This is a genomic window from Methanolobus psychrotolerans (genome assembly GCF_002243045.1).
Classification (GTDB): domain Archaea; phylum Halobacteriota; class Methanosarcinia; order Methanosarcinales; family Methanosarcinaceae; genus Methanolobus; species Methanolobus psychrotolerans.
Genome location: NZ_MBKP01000003.1, coordinates 66,074 through 87,247, shown reverse-complemented (window position 1 = coordinate 87,247; position 21,174 = coordinate 66,074). Strand labels below are relative to the sequence as shown.

The 21,174-nt window shown below is 41.9% G+C and carries 23 protein-coding genes and 2 tRNA genes; 16 read left to right on the top strand and 9 right to left on the bottom strand.

Annotation, left to right across the window (positions count from 1 at the left end; all coding sequences use genetic code 11):
• The first annotated feature begins 100 nt into the window (after positions 1-100).
• Together BB781_RS00900 and BB781_RS00895 are read left to right on the top strand one after the other, a co-directional pair.
• On the top strand, positions 101-784 hold the full coding sequence (locus BB781_RS00900) for an SAM-dependent methyltransferase (RefSeq protein WP_094226615.1): 684 nt from the start codon (positions 101-103) through the stop codon (positions 782-784).
• A 17-nt stretch (positions 785-801) separates the two neighbouring features.
• Positions 802-1,407, top strand: coding sequence for a DUF2119 domain-containing protein (locus tag BB781_RS00895; RefSeq protein ID WP_094226638.1), 606 nt, complete (start codon positions 802-804; stop codon positions 1,405-1,407).
• A 443-nt stretch (positions 1,408-1,850) separates the two neighbouring features.
• Here the strand turns inward: BB781_RS00895 and thsA are convergent, their stop codons facing one another.
• Positions 1,851-3,470, bottom strand: coding sequence for a thermosome subunit alpha (thsA, locus tag BB781_RS00890; protein ID WP_094226614.1), 1,620 nt, complete (start codon positions 3,468-3,470; stop codon positions 1,851-1,853).
• A gap of 171 nt (positions 3,471-3,641) precedes the next feature.
• Between thsA and dph5 the strand changes: the two genes are divergently transcribed.
• The 11 genes from dph5 to BB781_RS00835 all read left to right on the top strand — a co-directional run bounded on the left by dph5 (position 3,642) and on the right by BB781_RS00835 (position 14,114).
• Entirely contained in the window at positions 3,642-4,445 is an 804-nt protein-coding gene (gene dph5, locus BB781_RS00885; protein WP_094226613.1) for a diphthine synthase, read from the top strand.
• A 62-nt stretch (positions 4,446-4,507) separates the two neighbouring features.
• Complete coding sequence (locus BB781_RS00880; RefSeq protein WP_094226612.1) at positions 4,508-6,262, top strand: ATP-binding protein; 1,755 nt, start codon at positions 4,508-4,510, stop codon at positions 6,260-6,262.
• 27 nt (positions 6,263-6,289) lie between these two features.
• Positions 6,290-6,571 (top strand): DUF357 domain-containing protein, encoded by a 282-nt coding sequence (locus BB781_RS00875; protein WP_094226637.1) that lies wholly within the window; start codon positions 6,290-6,292, stop codon positions 6,569-6,571.
• 55 nt (positions 6,572-6,626) lie between these two features.
• On the top strand, positions 6,627-6,968 hold the full coding sequence (locus BB781_RS00870; RefSeq protein WP_094226611.1) for a DUF555 domain-containing protein: 342 nt from the start codon (positions 6,627-6,629) through the stop codon (positions 6,966-6,968).
• A gap of 14 nt (positions 6,969-6,982) precedes the next feature.
• The gene (locus BB781_RS00865) at positions 6,983-7,882 is read left to right on the top strand and encodes a carbohydrate kinase family protein (protein WP_094226610.1); all 900 of its coding nucleotides are present in this window, start codon (positions 6,983-6,985) and stop codon (positions 7,880-7,882) included.
• Between the two features lie 117 nt (positions 7,883-7,999).
• Positions 8,000-9,691 (top strand): type II/IV secretion system ATPase subunit, encoded by a 1,692-nt coding sequence (locus BB781_RS00860; protein WP_094226609.1) that lies wholly within the window; start codon positions 8,000-8,002, stop codon positions 9,689-9,691.
• A 9-nt stretch (positions 9,692-9,700) separates the two neighbouring features.
• Positions 9,701-11,650, top strand: coding sequence for a type II secretion system F family protein (locus tag BB781_RS00855; protein WP_094226608.1), 1,950 nt, complete (start codon positions 9,701-9,703; stop codon positions 11,648-11,650).
• Positions 11,651-11,657: 7 nt separating this feature from the next.
• Positions 11,658-12,575: a DUF7289 family protein gene (locus BB781_RS00850; RefSeq protein ID WP_094226607.1), complete on the top strand. Its 918-nt coding sequence runs from the start codon at positions 11,658-11,660 to the stop codon at positions 12,573-12,575.
• 89 nt (positions 12,576-12,664) lie between these two features.
• The gene (gene amrS / locus BB781_RS00845) at positions 12,665-13,678 is read left to right on the top strand and encodes an AmmeMemoRadiSam system radical SAM enzyme (RefSeq protein ID WP_094226606.1); all 1,014 of its coding nucleotides are present in this window, start codon (positions 12,665-12,667) and stop codon (positions 13,676-13,678) included.
• A gap of 268 nt (positions 13,679-13,946) precedes the next feature.
• Positions 13,947-14,019 (top strand) — tRNA-Asn (locus BB781_RS00840).
• Positions 14,020-14,039: 20 nt separating this feature from the next.
• Positions 14,040-14,114, top strand: a tRNA-Ile gene (locus BB781_RS00835).
• A gap of 206 nt (positions 14,115-14,320) precedes the next feature.
• Here BB781_RS00835 and arsB read toward each other — a convergent pair.
• On the bottom strand, positions 14,321-15,397 hold the full coding sequence (gene arsB, locus BB781_RS00830; protein WP_094226605.1) for an ACR3 family arsenite efflux transporter: 1,077 nt from the start codon (positions 15,395-15,397) through the stop codon (positions 14,321-14,323).
• Positions 15,398-15,416: 19 nt separating this feature from the next.
• Positions 15,417-16,271 (bottom strand): universal stress protein, encoded by an 855-nt coding sequence (locus BB781_RS00825; RefSeq protein WP_094226604.1) that lies wholly within the window; start codon positions 16,269-16,271, stop codon positions 15,417-15,419.
• A 147-nt stretch (positions 16,272-16,418) separates the two neighbouring features.
• Here BB781_RS00825 and BB781_RS00820 point away from each other — a divergent pair, with 147 nt between their 5' ends.
• Complete coding sequence (locus BB781_RS00820; RefSeq protein WP_094226603.1) at positions 16,419-16,751, top strand: ArsR/SmtB family transcription factor; 333 nt, start codon at positions 16,419-16,421, stop codon at positions 16,749-16,751.
• Positions 16,752-16,905: 154 nt separating this feature from the next.
• Here BB781_RS00820 and BB781_RS00815 read toward each other — a convergent pair whose 3' ends face one another.
• The 5 genes from BB781_RS00815 to BB781_RS00795 are packed head-to-tail and all read right to left on the bottom strand — an operon-like array spanning position 16,906 to position 19,589.
• A complete protein-coding gene (locus tag BB781_RS00815) occupies positions 16,906-17,094 on the bottom strand; it encodes a hypothetical protein (protein WP_094226602.1) in 189 nt (62 codons plus the stop codon).
• A 42-nt stretch (positions 17,095-17,136) separates the two neighbouring features.
• Positions 17,137-17,535 carry a putative zinc-binding protein gene (locus BB781_RS00810; protein WP_242492485.1) on the bottom strand — a complete coding sequence of 133 codons (399 nt, stop codon included), beginning with the start codon at positions 17,533-17,535 and terminating at the stop codon, positions 17,137-17,139.
• Between the two features lie 23 nt (positions 17,536-17,558).
• Positions 17,559-17,789 carry a thioredoxin family protein gene (locus BB781_RS00805; RefSeq protein ID WP_094226601.1) on the bottom strand — a complete coding sequence of 77 codons (231 nt, stop codon included), beginning with the start codon at positions 17,787-17,789 and terminating at the stop codon, positions 17,559-17,561.
• A 50-nt stretch (positions 17,790-17,839) separates the two neighbouring features.
• Positions 17,840-18,529 carry a metallophosphoesterase family protein gene (locus tag BB781_RS00800; protein ID WP_094226600.1) on the bottom strand — a complete coding sequence of 230 codons (690 nt, stop codon included), beginning with the start codon at positions 18,527-18,529 and terminating at the stop codon, positions 17,840-17,842.
• A 19-nt stretch (positions 18,530-18,548) separates the two neighbouring features.
• Complete coding sequence (locus BB781_RS00795; protein ID WP_094226599.1) at positions 18,549-19,589, bottom strand: permease; 1,041 nt, start codon at positions 19,587-19,589, stop codon at positions 18,549-18,551.
• 125 nt (positions 19,590-19,714) lie between these two features.
• On the opposite strand from BB781_RS00795, the gene BB781_RS00790 reads away from it, so the two are divergent.
• A complete protein-coding gene (locus BB781_RS00790) occupies positions 19,715-20,029 on the top strand; it encodes a DUF6951 family protein (RefSeq protein ID WP_094226598.1) in 315 nt (104 codons plus the stop codon).
• Positions 20,030-20,169: 140 nt separating this feature from the next.
• Positions 20,170-20,412 (top strand): ArsR/SmtB family transcription factor, encoded by a 243-nt coding sequence (locus tag BB781_RS16430; RefSeq protein WP_164997739.1) that lies wholly within the window; start codon positions 20,170-20,172, stop codon positions 20,410-20,412.
• A gap of 104 nt (positions 20,413-20,516) precedes the next feature.
• On the opposite strand, the gene BB781_RS00780 is transcribed toward BB781_RS16430, so the two are convergent.
• Positions 20,517-21,101 carry a metal-dependent hydrolase gene (locus BB781_RS00780; RefSeq protein WP_094226596.1) on the bottom strand — a complete coding sequence of 195 codons (585 nt, stop codon included), beginning with the start codon at positions 21,099-21,101 and terminating at the stop codon, positions 20,517-20,519.
• Positions 21,102-21,174 lie beyond the last annotated feature (73 nt).

Here is a 21,174-nt window from a genome sequence, read left to right as displayed (position 1 = left end):
TTATCAGAGAACTGCATCTCTGGGTAAAACTTTTCAATATATTCTAAAACTGATAATATTACTGATAATATAAATAGTACGTTTCCTTATTAATTGAACCATGAGACTGGACGCATACCTTGTGGAAATGGGCTACTTCAAGTCAAGGGGCAGGGCAAAGACTGCTATACTTGACGGTAATGTCAAAGTAAGCGGAACCATCGTAAAAAAGCCTTCAAAAGACATCAGCGGAGATGCTGAGGTGGAGGTGGGGGAAGGGCTTGATATGCCCCGCGGTTACTTCAAGCTTAAGAATATACAGGATGCAACAGGCATAATATCTGCGGGTGATACTATCCTTGACCTTGGTTCCAGTGCAGGTGGTTTCCTGCTGATGGCATCTGAAATTGCAGCTTCTGTAACGGGTGTGGAATACAGCCGGGATTTCAGGACGGAACTTGGAAAGGTGGTACATGAGAAAGAGAATGTTTCTGTCATGTTTGGTGATGTTTTCCAGATTCCCCTGAAAGAGATGTCTCCGGGGCAGGTTGATGTTATACTCAGTGATATGACACTTGAGCCAGAGGATTCCCTGGAGGCGCTTGAAAGAGTACTGCCACTGCTAAAGGATAATGGCAAACTTCTCCAGGTCATCAAGATAGAAAAGCAGGAGGACCGTAAGCCAATAATTGCGAAGGTAGGATCGATGGGGCTCACAATTCTTGAGGTTCTGGAATCTGAAAAGCAGGAGATCTACATCATCGCACAGAAGGTGGCAGATGATGACAAAAACAGGAACAAATGACTAAAACAGAGATTAACATGTCATACAGGATACTTGGAGAAGGAAAACCTGTCAGGCTTTTTGTAGCAGGTCTGCATGGTGAGGAATGGAAAGATACTTCTGATATTCTGGAGAACATCGAAGCTCCGCAGAAAGGTAGCCTTGCAGTTATTCCGCTTGTCGATAAAGGTAACTATGTTTCTACACTTGATGGTAGTTATTTTACAGGGATAGGAATCTCCATTATCAAAGCAGTGGAGGAACTCAGGCCTGATATCTATATAGAGATCCACTCTTATTCTGTGGAAAACCTTACAAAGCTCACAGAACCTGACAGACTGGATCTTGTAGGTGTGCCGGCATTCAGCAGGCTTGACCATGATGTGCTTCTGGGCTCGGTTGCACCATACATAAGGAGGAAGTATTTTCCACAGGATGCACTCTGTCTGACCTTTGAGATCCAGAAAGGTAATGCCCTTTCAAAGCAATATGCAACAAGGATCATAAACCGGATGAAGGAGTTCACATCAAGGGATGAGTTCCTGATGTGCATGCTCAAAAGATACCCGAAACAGGCGAGAAAGGCTATTGAAGATTACAAAAATTTCTATGGTTTATCGGATAATGACACTCCAATCTTATGAATAGTTAGTAAAAAAATAAAAGAAGGATTGGAGGATAAGATATTAGAAGCTTCAGGTTCGGTTCAAGTTCCGGTGACAGGAACTCTGATCATGCCATAGGACTGAAAATGGAGTAATATGCAAGTATTGAAATTGTAAGGGCGGTCAGCATAGCAGCGAACTTAGTCATGTCAATATTGTTGTTGTAATAGTTTTCTGTCATGATTTATCATGATATACTAACGTTTTAACGTATATAAAGGTTACGACTAATTATAATGATTAATCATTCATTATTTGCATTTTTATGGCAATCTACTTTAATCGATACTTAAAACAGGCCAGAGTTCCATGTGTTATGTTTCAGAAACAGAAAAGGAAAATCCATTTTCATAGAACTCAGAATAATCAAATAAACACTAATTATATAAATATTATGCAAAGAGGTTTTAGCCTCTTTACATTTATTCCATATCGTAGTTGTGGATGTCGTGTTCAGGATCTACATCCATCATTGCCTGCTTCCTGGAACGAAGCATGTCATCAACACGTAATACCATGGTTGCAGCTTCAGATGCTGATTTGATTGCCTGTGTCTTGACTCTGAGTGGGTCTATGATACCCCTCTCAAGCATATCTACAACATCGCCGGTTTCAATATCCAGGCCAGCATTCTTCACAGTTCCGTGTTTTGCACGCAGATCAATGAGTGTGTCAATAGAATCAAAACCACAGTTCTCTGCAATAGCTCTTGGAATATCTTCAACAGCGTCTGCAAATGCTAGTATTGCGAGCTGTTCGCGGCCTTCAACAGATGCTGCATAGCTTCTCAGTGCCTGTGCAACCTCTATCTCAGATGCACCGCCTCCAGGTACGATCTTTCCATCCTCATAGACGGATTTGACCACATGGAGTGCATCATCAAAGACACGCTCAACGTTGTCGGTAACATGTTCAGAACCGCCTTTAATGACAATTGTCATGGTCCTTGCATCTTTGAATCCTTTTATGTAGGTCTTCTCTTCATGCTCATCTTCCTGCTCTACAAGTTCGGCATACCCAAGATCATCGGCTGTTATCTCGTTTACATTCCTCACAAGAGTTGCACCGGTTGAGCGTGAAAGGACATTCATGTCTTCCTCCTTGACACGTCTTGTAGCAAAGATATTTGCTTCCTTGAAGAAGTGAAGTGAATAATCTTCCATCATTTTGGAACAGAATACTACATTAGCACCGGTGTCAATGATCTTCTGGATCATTGCCCTGAAGTTTGCCTTTTCCTGCTCCTTGAAATCGGCTAACTGTTCTGCACGGTCAACATGGAGCTTGGATTTTGTACTGGTCTTGGAAAAAGTGAGATCAGTGTCAATAAGGGCTATTTTTGCATTTTCGATGCGGCGTGGCATTTCATTGTGCAGTGCTTCCTTCCTGATGGCTATGCCGTTTATAAGCTCAGTATCGTGAACAGTGCCACCTATTTCTTTTGTCAGGACAATGTCTTCATCAACGTTGACAATACCATTGTGTTCAATAGCATAGAGTGCATCCACACAGATCTTTGCAAGGAGATCTCCTGCCATTTCCGATGCTTTTCCCGTAATGGAGGTGTTTGCGATCTTCTCAAGCATTTCCCGATCGTTCTTGTCTACAGTGATAGCATAATCATTGAGTACCTTCAGGGCTTTCTCGGTTGCCAGTGTGTAACCTCTTACAAGAACAGTTGGGTGGACACCTGCTTCAATGAGCTTTTGTGCCCTTTCAAGCAGTGCACCTGCCATGACAACAGCACTGGTTGTTCCATCGCCTGCTATTTTTTCCTGCGTTTTGGCAACTTCTACGATCATCCTTGCAGTGGGATGTTCGATCTCCATTTCTTCAAGGATCGTTGCACCATCATTTGTAAGGGTTATGTCACCCATGATGTTAACAAGCATCTTGTCCATTCCTTTTGGGCCAAGAGTGGTTCTCACGATACTTGCAACTGCTTTTGCAGAAGCGATATTCATCGACAATGCATCTTTTCCTGTAGTACGTTGTTTACTCGGATCAACAATGATTATAGGCTGATTTCCATATCCTGCCATGACTTAGGACCTCCAATACTATATATGTGTAATTTATCAGTAATATGAATGAAACTAACTGTATGTAGTTCTATAAAAACATTGCGAGTCTCACATGGCTCTCCACAAGGTCTTCTTCATATTTGCAGGCATTCTTAAAGCATTTAACCCATAAAGACATATTTGTGGACTATGCTCACTTTCATAGGACTTGGCCTTTTTGATGAGAACGATATCTCCCTGAAAGGACTTGAAGCTATAAAAAATGCTGATATGGTATTTGCAGAATTCTATACATCCCGTTTGATGGGTAGCACTATAGAAAAACTTGAAAAACTTTACAATAAGGTAGTTCGTGTACTTTCCCGGGAAGATGTGGAAGTATCTCCTGACTGGCTTGCCGAGGCAAAGGACAAGAATGTTGTCTTCCTCACAGGCGGAGATACAATGGTTTCCACAACTCATGTGGACCTGCGACTTCGCGCAAAAGATATGGGGATCCAAACGAAGCTCATACATGGGGCATCAATTTCTTCCGCTATCTGCGGACTTTCCGGACTGCAGAATTACCGTTTCGGAAAAGCATCCACAATACCCCATCCATACACTAGTAGCCGCGGTAACACCATCATATCTGAAACTCCATATAATACTATTAAACTCAACAGGGAACACAACATGCACACTCTTGTCTTCCTGGATATAGACAAGGAAAAAGGTTACATGACCGTAAATCAGGCACTCCGTTTGCTCCTTGAAGTTGAGAAAAGGCGGGGGGAGGGTATTATGGAAAATGCCATAGTTGTTGGGGTTGCAAGGGCAGGTTCATATGAGCCGGTTGTAAAAGCAGGATATGTTCATATTTTGCAGGAAGAGGATTTCGGTGAACCGTTGCATATACTGGTAGTTCCTGCATCATTGCATTTCATAGAAGCTGAGGCTCTTGTCAAACTTGCGGGTGCACCACAGCAAATACTGGACGGACTTGATGAATGAGGGAAGATATAATAACACATAATAAACATAAAAGCAAAGACCATGTATTTGAGGGATGAAAAATGGTAAGAGGTTCAGTAGGCGTAATTTTTGGAGAAACCGGAACCTTCGAGTTTAAAGTAATGGTTCTTGACAGTTCGAAAGTGTATAGAGGAGCTTATATCAAAGTATGGCACGATGCTTCATCAGATGAGAAAGACCACACATGGGTGCTTGGCCAGGTAATGGCTATCAAGAGATCAAGTGACTCATTTTCCATTGAAGAGGCAATGAAAGGGCAGCGTGTAGATAAAAGTGATGACAAGATCGTTGCTGAGGTCATGATAATCGGTTCAAGGGATGATGCCGGTATGCTCAGGGCACCAGTAATACCATTCAGTCCGGGCAGCCCTATATTTGCAGCTGATGAGGGGCTGATAAGGACGGTACTGGGGCTTACAGGTAATGAAATGAATATCGGTATGCTTGAGGGGACAAATATAAAGGTTCAGCTAAGTGTCAACAGTCTTGTGCAGAAGCACTGCAGCATACTGGCAAAGACGGGCAGCGGAAAATCCTATACTGCTTCGGTGTTGCTTGAAGAATTGCTTGACCAGAATATTCCGCTTCTTATTATTGACCCGCATAGTGAATACTCCTCTTTGAAAGTACCCGGCGAAGGGGATTCAGAGGACTTTTCACGCTTTGGTGTGACTCCTAAAGGATATGGTTCCGGCATCAAAGTGTACACACCTGCAAACAAATCAATAAATCCGGATGCAGATGAACTTTTCAGGTTAAACGGCATGAATCTGACAGTCAAGGACCTGACATCCATTTTTCCTGATAATTTCTCAAGCACGCACACAGGAATATTGTACGAGGCTATACAGAAAGTTCGTGCTGAAATGGAAACATACACCATTGAGGACATAATATTTGAAGTTGGTAACGATAAAAGCAAAGCCAAGTGGAATGTAATAAATGTCCTTGAACAGATAAGGGACACTGGTATACTCTCACCAAATCCCACATCAATAGAAGAACTTTTCCAGAAGGGTAAAGCATCTGTTATTGATTTTAAAGGAGTGGCGCCTGACCTGCAGAGCATGATAGTAGCAAGTTTGTGTACCAGCCTTTTTGAGGCGCGCAAGCTGAATCGTATCCCTCCGGGGATGCTGGTTGTTGAAGAAGCCCACAACTATGCACCTGAAAAAGGGTTCAGTAAAACCACAAGTACTGATATTCTCAGGACCATAGCATCAGAGGGTCGAAAATTTGGTCTTGGTATGATGGTTATTTCCCAGAGACCTGCAAGGATAGACAAGAACGTACTGTCACAGTGCGGTACCCAGGTCATCATGAAAGTCACAAACCCTAATGATCTGAAGGCTATAAGCAAGGGTCTGGAAGGAGTGACTTCCTATGTGGAAGAAGAGCTAATGCGCCTGCCACCGGGTGTTGCCATGCTGGTGAGCAATGAGATAGAACGTCCTGTCCTTGTAGATATCAGGATCAGGAAATCAAAACACGGCGGTGAGTCTGTAAATGTGCTCAAGGCAGCAAGGACAATGACAGTCCAGTCCCCTCCTGAAATGCTGGTTGAGAAGCATGAGGCTTCGGCGCCGATACCCGTTCGAAGGCCAATACCGCCAGTTCACTCATCAACAAGAGCCTCTGAGTCCGATATGATCGCAAATATGCCAGTTGTGGATATACCAGGATCCGGTAATCTTGCCCCTCCTCCAAAGAGACAGCCTACAAGGTCATCTAAGACCGAAGCTGAAAATGACGGTGGTGGCAAATTATTCAAGAAGTTATTCGGGGCGAACAGATAATTAACTATGAGTGCACTTGAGGCAAGTATGGCTGCTGACCTGAATGAAAAAGTTAAAAGATATGAGAGACTATTAAGGGAAGCGCTCGAAAAGGCAAAATTTGGCCCTATACCTCAATCGCATATGTATGCAGTTGCCAGTGATTATCATAATATGGCAAGTTCGTATTATAATGACGGTCTTCACTTTGTAAAGAGTGATGATCTTATCAATGCACTTGTCTGTTTCAGTTACGGGCACGCGTGGCTTGATGCAGGGGCAAGGCTTGGCCTGTTCGATGTTGATGACGATGTGTTATTTACGATATGAAGATCGATTTATTTGAAGATTGAAGAAGAAATGAAGTACAAACCGGAGAGATCGAATGCCAAATTATCATGTTACAATTGAAGCCGCCTGGTTGGTAAGGGATGTAAAATCAGCAGATGACGCAATAGGTGTTGCAATTTCAGAAGCAGGAAAACGCCTCAATCCGAAACTTGATTATGTTGAGGTAGATGTGGGGACGACATTCTGCCCCGCATGCGAAGAACCTTTCAGCAGCGTTTTCCTTGCTGCAAATACTGCAATCGTCGGACTTGTCCTTGAGATGAAGGTCTTTGACGCAGAGAGCCAGGAACATGCAGCCAGGATTGCAAAATCCGTAATTGGAAAGGCACTGAGGGATGTTCCTCTTGATGTTGTGGACGTTGAGGAATTCGAGTAAAGGGCGTATCGGATATGGACAGGACGATCACTGTTGTAGGACATGCTGCCATAGACCTGCTTTTCGATGTTGAGAATATTGCGGTTCACAATGAATCGCACCCCATAATCAACTATGACCAGTATTATGGAGGTGGAGCTGCCAATATTGCCATTGCCATTGCTATTCTTGGCGGCAAGGCACAGCTTATATCTGCAGTTGGTGGGGATTTTGCATCATCTGGCTATGAAGCAGAACTTGAAAAATACAGCGTTGACCTTTCCCTCCTGTACAGATTCCATGAAGAGAAGAGCACCAGAGCTTTTGTATTCACCGACAGGGAGCACCGTCAGAGTACCTATTTCCACTGGGGTGCATCTGTGAAGCTCAAGGAACTGGAACCCGATGAAGTTGATTTTGTACATCTTGCAACCTCGGATTCAACATATAATGCTAAGATCGCCAAAAAGGCCGGTTTTGTTTCATTTGATCCGGGGCAGGACCTTGTAACATATTCAAAGGAAAACCTTGAGTGTATCCTTGAAAATACTGATATTCTTTTCACAAACAGACATGAGATACAGCGTGTATGTGATATGACGGGAAAATCACTTGGTGATATTCTTAATATGATAGAAACCGTTGTTGTAACCTATGATGCCAGTGGCAGCAAGATCTATAACAATGGAATTGAGATTACAATACCTGTAGTTCCTGTAAAAGCTCTTGACCCTACAGGTGCGGGGGATGCTTACAGGGCAGGATTCCTGCTTGCACACACGCGCAACTTCCCGCTGGAAGTATGCGGCAAAATAGGATCTGTCGTTGCTTCGTTCGCTGTCCAGAACATTGGTTGCCAGACTGATCTTCCTACATGGGAAGTCATGAAGGCACGATATGAAGAGAACTTCGGGAACTTTCCTGAAATGAACTGATGTTTGGATTTTCCATTCTCATTTTCTTTTTATGTATTTTTGAGCTAACTACTTCTGTTGCTATTGTAAAACTATAATAACAAAGGTTTTTATATTGATATGATTATATAATATTCAATGATAGATCCGGAAACTGAAAGAAAAGATGCAGATTTGATTCACCCGGATAATAATTCAGGGACAAACAGTAAAGATCCTGCTAAACTAACTGTATTTTTTGATAATATCAGATCAGTGATCCATTACTTAAGGCATCCTCGCACGAAACTTCCTGAGTATGATCCTAAGCTACACGAACCGCTTGTAGAGTTTGAAATTCCGGAAGGCTTCCGCGAAGTTGAGCGATATTGGGTCAACGAGCCTTACTCTTTCATTTCGATTCTCGAGAAAGGAAACGTGTATCATTATTACGTTGCTGAACCGATGCTGACTCTATATGAAAAGGATATTCTTGAGAGGGTATATGATGATCTGCAGGACATCCTTAGTATTGGAGAGGTAAATTCCAGAAAAGACAAAGAAATAGTACTAATGGAACAAGCATTACTACTTTTCAATAGGTATCATGCAAGTCTGAATGTACCATCTGTCTATCGTATCCTCTACTACCTGAAGCGCAATTTCCTGGGGCATGACCGCATAAATTCACTCCTGCTTGATCCAAATATAGAAGATATTTCATGTGATGGTATAGACGTACCTGTTTTCATGTACCATAACAAGTATCGTAACATAAAAACAAATGTTTCTTTAGGTGAAGCTGAGCTTAATTCTCTTGTAATAAAACTCTGTCAGAAAAGTGGAAAACATATTTCCATCAGTGAACCTATGGTAGATGCAACCCTGCCAGACGGTTCTCGTTTACAGGCAACTCTTGGTAAAGAGGTTACTACCAGAGGGAGCTCATTTACGATCAGAAAGTTCCGGGGTGACCCTATTACTCCGATAGATCTTATTAATTTCAAAACCTGCAACATCGAAATGATGGCTTATTTCTGGCTTGCCATCGAAAATGGTGACTGTGCCATATTTGCAGGAGGTACTGCTTCTGGTAAAACATCGCTACTCAATGCCGTATCTCTCTTTATTCCTCCGCTTTCAAAGGTCGTATCCATTGAAGATACAAGGGAATTGACGCTACATCACGAGAACTGGATAGCAGGTGTCACTCGCAAATCACTGAATATTAGTAATGCAGGTGAAGTTTCTATGTACGACCTGCTGCGTTCTGCCTTAAGACAAAGGCCTGAGTACATACTTGTAGGAGAGATCCGGGGTGAAGAGGCACTGACACTTTTCCAGGCAATATCCACCGGTCACGCAACCTACTCCACCATGCATGCAGGTGATGTACAGACTGTTGTCAACAGGCTTGACAGTCCTCCTCTCAATGTACCTCATGTCATGCTTCAATCCCTGGATATACTTAGCATACAGATACAGACATTTGTGAATAACCAGAGGGTGCGCAGAACTCAGAGTCTTGTGGAATTCACAGGTATAGATACAAAAACAGGGTACATCCGCATAAATGAGCTCTACAGGTGGGATCCTTTAACAGATACTTTCATTCGTACTGGTGATTCGTATACTCTTAACAAGGTCATGATCTCAAAAGGATGGAACAGGAATAAACTTTCAGAAGAGCTTGACAGAAGAGAAAACATCCTCAAATATCTCTGCGATAATAACATAAGAGATTATGTGCGCATATCCCTTGTAGTACAGGCATATGATGCAAATCCCGAGGTTGTGCTTGATGCTATTGAAAATAGCACTCTGGAAGCATTAATCGAACAGAGTATATAGGTGCATTAAATGGATATTCTAGATTCTGCTGCACACCTGATTTTTGGACGGTATGTAAGGAAGCATATTTCCAGGTATGAAGGTCAGAGGTCCATGATACGCAAAGCAGGCATGGGGGTCCTGATCGAGCAATACATTGCTCAGGTATACTTCTTTTCTCTTCTGATGGGTATTTTAGCTGGTTTTGTCGGGGCGCTGGCAGGATATTATTTTCTGGATGGTTTAAGGCCCTTTATGCTGGGCATTGAATACGGACACACATGGATGGAATCTAATTTTCATTTGTTGGCAAGTATGGGTCTGGGTGTTATGTTTTCTGTAACAGCAGCTTATCTTACATACTATATATTTATGTCAATACCTGAAGTGCAGGCTAATGTAAGAAGCACACTCATAAACCAGTCACTTCCACACACCACTGCATATCTTTATGCAATGAGCCGTGGGGGTGGAATGAACCTCCTTGACATCATGAAGTCACTGTCTGAGAACTACCATATATATGGTGCATCCGCAGAAGAAATAGGACTTCTCGTAAAAGACATGGAATACTATGGTACTGACCTTTTAAAAGCTATTGACAACGCAGGGCAGCGAACCCCTTCTAAAAAATTCAAGGATTTTCTGGACGGACTTACCTCAATTGTCACAAGTGGAGGGGACATCAGTGCTTATCTTAAAGCAAAAAATGATCAATATCGACTGACAGCTACCAAAGAACAGAAAATATTCTTTGAGACTTTGGGAGTACTTGCAGAAGTATATATCTCTGCATTTGTTGCAGGTCCCCTTTTTCTTATTACGATACTTGTGGTTTTAGGGCTTGTGAACCCTAGCTCGGCCAGCATACTCGATTTTATAGTATATCTCGTGATCCCGATTGGAACAGTGGTTTTCCTTTTCCTTCTTAATTCCCTGACCAATGATAATCCAAAAGTACCCGAATACTACAATATGGTAGAAAAAAAACTGGATTCATTTTCACATGTACTCATAAAAGAAGGAGATTCAGGTGAGGAAGAAAAGAGGAGGAAGATCAAATACCACACCAAGTTCATTAAGATAATGGATAGAGTAATGCATCCATTCCTTCTTTTTAGAAGTAATCCATCGTACGTGTTCATTATCACTTTTCCACTGTCAATTGCTTATTTATTCCTCACGGTCCGTAACTACATAAATATTTCAAATATCATCTACTTCAGGAATTATAATGTCCTCACGCTAAGCATTATAGATGATTATCTCTTTATTAGCGTGCTTATATTGTTGATCCCTTATATTATATTTGAGGAACTGCGCAGTTATCGTGTAAAACAGATCGAATCAAACATACCTGATTTCCTGAACAACCTTGCAAGTATTAATGAGGCTGGTATTCTTCTTGTAGATGCCATTATTATGAGCATGCAGTTAAAGATCGGGGCCCTGCATTCGGAGGTAAAGCGTCTTGTGGACGATATTTCCTGGGGAACAAAGCTGGATGAGGCATTGAAGAAATTCGAAATCAGGATTCGTACTGAGATGACAAGGCGTATAATTACCCTTATAATCAAGGCTAATGAAGCAACCAGTGATATTAAAAGTGTCCTGACAATAGCCGCACATGATGCTGATATGCAGAGGCAGCTTAAGAAAGAGCGTAATGCGGAGATGTTCGTTTATGTGTTTATAATCTACATATCATTCATGGTATTTCTGTTCATAGTTTACATCCTTGGGGCTTATTTCCTGCCGGCTATACCTGCATCCACCGAAGGTGGACTTTCAGGTGTGTCTTTGATAGTTGATTTTGATCTTGAAAAGTACACATTGCTGTTTTTCCATGCAGCTATGATCCAGGGGTTCTGTTCAGGACTTGTTGCAGGGAAAATGGGAAGCGGAACCATCAAGTCAGGGCTCAAGCATTCTATAATGATGATGTCTATAGCTTACCTGTTATTCGCATTTTTCATATGAGGCAAACATGGAAAGGACAACAATGAAAATGAAAACTAAAAGACTGGTGTCATCTGACAGTGCCATCTCAAGTGTGGTTTCAGCTGTGCTTGTCCTTGGTATACTTGTATCTGTCATCACTGTTGTAAATGTGCAGTATATTCCGGAGTGGAAAACTGCTGCTGAACAATCCCATATGGATGATATTTTCTATGATATGGCAGAGATGAAAAATGAAGTTGATATACTTTCAGCCTATGCAAGAGCAGAGCATTCCACAGGTCTCTCAATAGGTATACCCATAAAAATGGGTGGTGGAAGTCTGCCTGTATTCAGTTCAGGGAAGTCGGGTGGAAGATTGGCAATAAATGAAGATACTTTTAATATGCATATTCTGGCAACAATTCCAGGCCCTGACTATAATAGTTCTTCTGTACTCTTGGATATGGGGACTGTCAATTATATGTCGGATAATAATTTTTTTGTTAACCAGAAATACGGATATGAGAATGGAGCATTGATCCTTTCTCAAAATAATTATTCACTGATGCGTCTTGCACCCCAGATGGATATGAAAAGGACTGACAACAGTACCAATATTACTATGACTATCAATGTCATAGATATCAATGGTCCCAAAAAAAGTATTAGTAGCAATTCCGTGGAAGAGCTGAATCTTAGGACCAATGGTTCTGATTCCTTGTATTGGGAGGGTATACTTTTTACCGATGTGACTATCACGGTGGAAACCTCATATCCTTTTGCATGGAGGTCTTTTTTTGAATGGATGGCATATGATGCCGGTATCGATCCTGTGGAATATGAGATTAATATAAGTCCGGACGGGAAAGCAGTTGTATTTTTCCTGGAAGGGAATACCGGGGAAGATATTAAGCTCAATGTAACAAAGACTCTTTTCGATGTAAGGCTGAATATTCTGGCCTGAACATCAGTTCAGGCGTTATATCTTTTGTAGAACCCTTTAAAGCTTAAGTTCATCAATGATGAAGTTACATTTTTAACAGGGGATTTTTGATGATCAAAGAAGCAATGCTTTATGAGAAACTTGAAGATGGAAAGGTACAATGCAATCTTTGCAGTCACAGATGCAAGATATCGCCTGGTAAAAGAGGGTTCTGTGATGTGCGGGAGAACAGGGAAGGAACTCTTTATACGTTAAATTATAACGTTGTTTCAAGTGAGGCACTGGACCCCATAGAAAAAAAACCGCTGTTTCATTTCTATCCTGGTTCCCTTGTCTACTCTCTGGGAACCATAGGTTGTAATTTCAGGTGTAAGCATTGCCAGAACTGGACGATATCACAAATAGGTATAGACCAGGCAAATGCTATTGAGATAAGCGCTGAAACGGCTGTTAAAAAGGCTGTGGCTTCAGGGGCCCGGGCTATCGCATGGACATACAATGAGCCAACCATCTGGTTTGAGTACACCTATGATTGTGCCAGGCTGGCAAAGGAAGCCGGATTGGTGACTGTGTATGTGACCAACGGCTACATTACCCGGGAAGGATTGGAGATGATAGCTCCGTACCTGGATGCTTTCAGGGTTGATATCAAGGCTTTTACAGAGGATTTCTACCGGAAAATTGCAAGTGCAAAACTTGCTCCTGTTCTTGAGTCTGCAAAACTTGCAAGGGAGCTGGGAATGCATGTGGAGGTCGTGAACCTTGTTATACCAACACTTAACGATGCGCCTGATGAGATTCGGGAAATGTCAAAATGGATACATGACAATCTAGGTGCTGATACTCCTGTTCATTTTACTCGTTTCCACCCGTATTATAAACTGCAGGATATCCCCTCTACTTCTCTGAAGAGTCTGGAAAGGGCTTATGAAATTGCAAAAGAGGAAGGTCTGAGTTATGTATATCTGGGAAATGTCCCCGGAACTGAATATGAAAATACGTTCTGCCCTAAATGTGGGGAGTTGCTTATACAGAGGGGAATGTTCAGCATAGAGCTGAACCGGCTCACTGATGGGCGAACGTGCCCGCACTGTGGCAGGAGTATTAGTGTTTTGTCCGATTAGTAAGAATGGATTCAAGTGGAGGCAATATGTACTATTTTGTATAAAATATTGGGTGTGTAACGAATTAAGGTTACTCTATATGAATGTTATAAACTTCACAACCCCCTTGTTTCTACTGGAACGTATATGTCCAACAATATGTAATTATTATCATTATGATGTAGGGGCATATTTTTGGCGATAACGAGGGCTAAACAGTACGTGCAATCAAAAGGTTTAAAAGCAATAAGTGCATTAGAGGGATTCGCGCGTGAGCGCCATGCTGAGAGCCGCAATAACTCAGTTGGTAGAGTGTCTGGCTGTTAACCAGAATGTCACAGGTTCGAGCCCTGTTTGCGGCGCTTCAATCCTTTCTCGTGTTGGGCCTGTAGCTTAGCCAGGTTAGAGCGCTCGGCTCATAACCGAGCGATCACCGGTTCGAATCCGGTTAGGCCCATTTAAAAACTTTATACAATTTTCTTCTAAACTCGATTTCTAAGCTTTACTTTCATCCTACCTACATTACTAATATACGTAAGTATTTGCAGCTCTATCATACAACTATACTCTATAATAAAAATTTCAAAAGAATAGATTCCCTATAAGGGGAAGGAATCTGCCATACTGAAGCAGAAAACCGCTCTTTTAACAGGTGGCCTTCAGCTACACGGGTCTTTTTACCCTTTCAGGCAAGGATTCAAACTCAAATTTTGCTTTGTTCTTTTTCATTATGCTCACAAGATGCAACATCACAGGCACTTCTACAAGTACTCCTACCACAGTTGCCAGCGTGGCACCTGATCCTGCTCCGAACAAGATCAGGGCTACGGCCACTGCCAGCTCGAAGAAGTTGCTGGCACCGATGAACGTAGAAGGTGCAGCTTCCTGATATGGTATCTTCAGTTTTCGTGCTCCGAAATAGGCGATATAGAATATCAGGTATGTCTGAATTATCAACGGTATAGCTATCAAAACTATGTGCAGCGGATAGTTGACTATTTTATCTCCCTGGAATATGAATATAAGGACCAGGGTGATAAGAAGGCCAGCCGGAGTAACCCATTCTATTTTCCGGATAAGGTTGTTCTCCAGCCAGGAAACGCCTTTTCTTTTTATTACAGTGTGTCTTGTGATGGCCGCAAGTGAAAGGGGGATTGCTACATAGAACAATACCGAGAAGAATATGGTCATTATAGGCACCGGGAAACTTGTTGTCACTCCTACAAGAAGTGCTCCAAGCGGTGCGAACAGTACGAGTATTATAAGGTCATTTACAGAGACCTGTACCAGTGCGTAATTGATATTACTTCTTGCCAGGTAGGTCCATACAAGAACCATTGCTGTACATGGGGCAAGCCCAAGTAATATCATGCCTGCAATGTATTCTTCCTGCAAGACTGGTGGTATGAAATCGGCAAAAATGATTCTCATGAATAGCCATGCAATAAATGTCATTGTAAAAGGCTTGATACCCCAGTTAACAATAACAGTAAGTGTAAGAGGTTTTGAGTTTTTCTTGACATTCAGGACCTCTTCAAAGTTGATCTTGAGCATTATAGGGTACATCATTATAAGCAGGACCACTGCTATAGGGATGGAAACATTTGCAACCTCTATGCCACCAAGATATTGTGCAAATGAGGGGGAAAGGTACCCTATTGCAGTACCCAGTACAATACATATGGCAACCCATATGGACAGATACTTACTGAAAAAATCCAATTCTCTTTCTTCTTCCATTTTTGTCACCTTTCACGTTTCATCTGTCTTTAACAGGGATCAGAAGCAATGGTTTCTTTGTTCTTCTAAGCAGGTTATCCGCAGTACTCCCAAGCAATATATCCTTAAAAGATCCCATCCCATGCGTTGTTATCACTATGAGGGTGATATCCATCTCTTCTGCAAGCCTGTCTATCGATTCTGAAGCTTCCCCTTCGCTTACCACATAGTTGATCTTGATCTGGTCCTCCAGTTCTTTTCCCATCTCAGAGAGGAGCCTCATACTTTCATTTTCCTTATTTTCGAGTTCTTTTTCGTTCTTTGCGCCCTCAATCACATGTACAAATACGATCTCTCCAATGATGTCCTTAAAATCTTGGATCTCATCCAGTATTATTTTAGAGTTCTCAGAGAAGTCAACAGGGAGCATTACCTTTGAAAATCTGGCCGAACATGCTTTCCTGCTTATCTTTTCCTCATTTTCAGTGATGATGTTGTACTTTTCAATGAGAATGATCTTTCCTGATCTGCGGGATATGTATTCAGTTGTCCTTCCTGTGCGGCGGCTTTTGATAAGTCCCGAAGTAGTTGCTCCCATGACAATGCAGTCGACATTTTCCTCATCCGCAATTCTGGAAATGGTCTTTTTAACATCCCCTTCCACAACAAGCGTGCTGGCATCAACTCCCATTTCGTCCATCAGTTGCCTGTAGTCCTCGATCCTTTTCTTTGCATTTTCTTCAAACATCGGTGCGAGTCCCTGGGCCTGAAAGATGTCTACAACGTGTAACAGGATCACTTTTTCCAGGCCGACACTTTTAAGCTCACTGACACAGGAAAGAAGTTCCTCGCTTTCAATAGTGAAATCTGTAGGTACAAGTATGGTCTTTATCATGTTTCCCTCTACTATGTTGTTCAAACAGGACACAAACATCTATCAATATGTTTTATTCAGCCTTCTTTGAATATAAGGTCAAATGCTCCATATCAAAACTTGTTGATATGAATACTTATATATGGTTTGATTTTCTTTTTTAAATCCATGAAATGCTGTCCGGCTGATAAGGAGCTGAAAGAGGAATGGGAGCAGGATCTTGAACATGAGTTCGCTCTGGATGAAGATGAAATTGACCATATGTGCAATGTTTTCAAGGTACTGGGCAATCCCATCAGGTTAAGGATAGCGTACCACCTTTTGAAACAGGATTATTGTGTGGAGGCACTGGTCCACGCGTTAAAGGAAAAACAGAACCTCGTATCCCATCATCTCTCTGTCATGAAGAAAAATGGCGTGGTAGAGTCTTTTAAAAGTTCAAGATATACGTATTACCGGCTGAACACTGAGATTTTTCACATTCTTATCAGGAAGATATAGTCTCTGTCTTTTCTCCACTCTCAGTTCTGGTCATAATATCAACAGACCTCATCTTCGCATACCCATTCTTTTCTGACCCACAACAGTGTATGGGCTATGATACCAAGTACTGGCAGCTTATTCGCGGATTTGAAAGTACGTTGACAATTATTTTCTATATCCCAAAATTCTCTGTGAAACATTTGCCACAGATAGCATCGTTCTGCAAGCCCAGTTTTTCATATTCAGAAGCAAGTGTCGCGACCGCAACCGGTGAATCAGGATCCCCTATAATATAATCACCATTAGTTACTGGCCAGTTGTTAGTATCGATGGAGCTATTTACCGAGTCTGTTGCGGTCATGCACATACACCCATATTAGATTGGTTTTCATTCATTTCGGTTTCAATTATCTAAAGTACTCTCCACTTTGTTCATCATCTCATTTACCTCACTCTCTTCCAGGTCCAGGCTTCCACCCTTTTTCATACCAAGCTCGGTTATGACTATGCTCTTATCTACGGTGAAACCTGCGCGTTCCAGTGATTTCTTCGCACAGATCAGGGGACAACCATCGATAGCAACAATCTCATCGGTTCCCTCAGTGCTCTTAAGGATACCAGAGACAGCGCCTCCGATCCCGACGGTACACATGATCTTTCCTTTTCCCTGTTTAGTAAGCTCAACTGCCACCTTGTTTGCCATCTGTCCCACATTGGAGCCACCGGCACATGCATATAATCCAATGATTGCTGCTTCACATGCACATTTTACTTCTTCTGCCATTTTCAGTTCTTCTGCCATGTATATCCCCCTAATTTTGAGACTTATGATAACCATTCCTTTACTTTCTCGATCGTTGGGATCTTCCCTGCGATCTTTACATCACCATCGATAACAACTGCTGGTGTGATCATTACTCCATAATCCAATGCAGCATTTATATCCTCGACTTTTACCACTTCTGCATCGATACCAAGTTCAGCAACTGCCTGCTCAACTATTTCTTTTGTCTTCTTGCACTTTGCACAACCTGTTCCAAGAATTTCAATTTTCATTTTATCACCTTTATTTCAAAACGCATTTTATGAATGCTAAGTAGTTAATGTCATTTTCCTCTTTTCAGTATAGAGATCAGTTCGTTCGAATTAGGCATGTTCTTTCTTATCTTTTCAAAGACCATCTCCATATCATACTCAACCCTGATTAGCTCAATCTGTAATGTTGCCGTATCAAAAACAGCACAGCTTGCATGGACGTCACCATCTCTGGGCTGACCCACAGAACCCGGATTCACAAGAGTTACTCCTTCCACTTTGTGAACAAAGGGAAGATGGGAATGACCTATGAATATGAACTCAGCATCAACACCTTTTATGTACTCCATTATTGTTTCTTCCGGTGTATCCGGTTTGATGTAATCATAGAAGGACAGGGGACTGCCATGTGTGAAGTAGAGTTTCTTCCCGTTCTCTGTCCTTTCAATATTCATGGGAAGTTTTCGAAGGAAGTCTATCTGTATATCATTTAAGATGTTCACAGTGTAATCCCGGGTTGCCAGAGAGAGATGTTTGTACTCATAACCACAACCACATTCCATTCCAAAAGCTACTGCATTATCATGATTTCCCCTAAGGGTTGGTATGTCCTGCTCCCTGAGCAGATCGATACATTCGCCGGGTGACGGCCCATAGTCCACAAGATCTCCGAGGCAGATGACATCATCATGGGGTACAGTCATAACAGCGTCGAGTGCCTCCTTGTTTCCGTGTATATCTGAAATTATCAATAACTTCATGTATTACACCTTTTTTAGCTTACAGTATATAGTAGTCGAATGTGAATCCAGAGATCATTGCCATTATGACTACCAGCACAATATACGAAAGTCCTTTTTGAATGCCCATAACCCTGCTGATCACTATCATGCTGGGAAGACTCAATGCTGGGCCGGCGAGTAGCATAGAGAGAGCGGGGCCTTTAGCCATTCCAAGGATAGTAAGAGCACTGATTATAGGGACTTCTGTGAGCGTGGAGAAATACATTAGTGCAGCAGCTATAGAAGCAATAAAGTACGACATGAAATTGCCACCACCAACGTATTTTACCACGATCTCGGAAGGAAGCAGCTCTACAATGATACCTGCGAAGAAAACGCCTATGAGCAACAGAGGAGCTATCATTTTAACAAGGAACCATGTTTCCTGCATCCAGCTTGCCCTTTCTTCTTTGGTGTACCACTTAAAGGACAGGTATACAGTAGCAGCTATGAGAGGGATCTCCACTAGAGCCAGATAGGTCCATGATTGTATGATCTCAGGGATGACAAGTATTGCCAGTAGCAGCAGGAAAATATGGGCCGTATGGGAGTGCTCCTCGCCGTTGAACGTCTTGATCCCTTTATGCTCACCTGTCCTTCTTTCATATAGCACTGCCATTATCAGTCCGATAACTATCGATAGCACAATCGCTGCTATTGCCCTGGCGACCCCAATATCATATCCCAGGATCTTTGCTGTATAGACAATAGCCAGGATATTGATGGCTGGTGCAGAGAACAGGAATGTGGTGGCTGGTCCTATTCCAGCCCCCCTTTTGTAGATTCCTGCGAACAATGGAAGCACTGTGCAACTGCATACCGCAAGCAGGCAACCAGAAACCGCTGCTACGGAGTAAGAAATGTACTTTGGTGCATCAGCACCGAAGTATTTGAGTACGGATTCCTTTGAGAAGAGTGATGCGATAGCACCAGCCAGGAAAAAGGCCGGAACCAGGCATAGCAATACATGCAACGCCAGATATTCCTGGACAGATTGCAATCCGACATTTATTAGATGGAACAGATAATCTTGAGTCATGTGTTTCAAATATATTTGAAGCATTCTATTTAAGACTTTGTATTTCAAAAATAATTGAAATGCTTATATATAGGAACTGACATTGAATTTATGTAACCCTCAAAATCAAAAAATTGAGAATCAGTATGACAGATGTAACTATAAATTCGAATATATGCGGCTTTGTACATCATGTACATGGTAAACGAGATGGGAAAAATATCATTATTGATATTGAAACTGATTGTGAGAAGATAAAAAAGATGTCTCATATGGAAATACCCATGGATCAGACGCTTGACATCAAGGACAATTATGTCATATCTAAAGCACAGGAAATGAAATGTTCATCCAATTGTCTTGTGCCATGTGGGGTCTTACACGTATGCAGGATGGAAATAGGTATGTTATCAGAGTCCCTGGCGAAGAAATATGGGAACATTAGTATAGATTTTAAATAGCTTAATGTTTTTGGCGCAGTAAAGACAAAACGAGGTTTGATCTAAGGAGAAATATGAAAATCCCGGAACAGATATCAAAGGAAATAGAGATAATCGGCGGGATAGATATAATCATTTAAAGACTGCCGGATGAAAATAAGGTGGTCAGGCAAAGCAGGATATATGATGCACTCTCATCTCCACTCAGATTAAAGATATTGAATATCCTATCCATACAACCTCTTTGTGCATGTGTCATACAGAAAATAACTAAAACTTCTCCCTCAAAGCTTTCTTATCACCTTTCAGTACTGGCTGATAACAATCTGATCAAAGGGAGCAGGGAAGCTTCATGGATAACATACAGTCTTACGGAACTGGGGAAGGAGTATGTACTCCACTAATAATGATGATGCATAAGGACAGTATACTGAACTTATTCTTTTCACATGTCCCAAAGTTCGTTAATGGTAGGGTTTCTATAAAGTCGTAATCTGTATAAAAAACTTTAATCAAGCGGTTCATACTTGAAACCAAATCCAAGGTCCTTCAATGCAAGCAATGCCATGAACATCACACAGAAGATGAAGAACACCGACACAAAACATGCGAAGTTGTAATAGAAGAAGTTCACGCCGGAGAGCTTGACATTCATGAAGACAAATATGCTTAACGGTTCGTTGTACACCGGGTACAGGTAAGTAAGACCTCCATCAGCTATGTCATCCAGAAGCAGATGTGACAAGAAGGCCGCTTCTGCGAAGATTCCCAGGGAAGATGCTTTTGAGATATTCCTGTATATTAGATAGCCAAGTGCTAAGGTCAGTATGAATGCCACCAGGCCAAAAAATAAGGAATGTGTGGGAACTGTGCCTATCATTGTGTGATGCAGGTTACCGTAAAGTATATAGTTCCATACTGCCGGCACGTCTGGAAATACCGAACCCACACTGCCGACAACAAACAAAAGGCTCAGGTGTTTTACATCCTTGAACCGTATTTCCCTGCGAAAACCACTTCCTGCAATGGCAAAGATTCCAACAAGGGATATGCAGAACATAAAGAAGGCAAGATGGAACGCGGGGTAAGGCATGCACTAATATACTAATCAAAATTATATAAATATGGTGTTCCTTTGGTCAACTACAAGAAAAATTAATAGATCA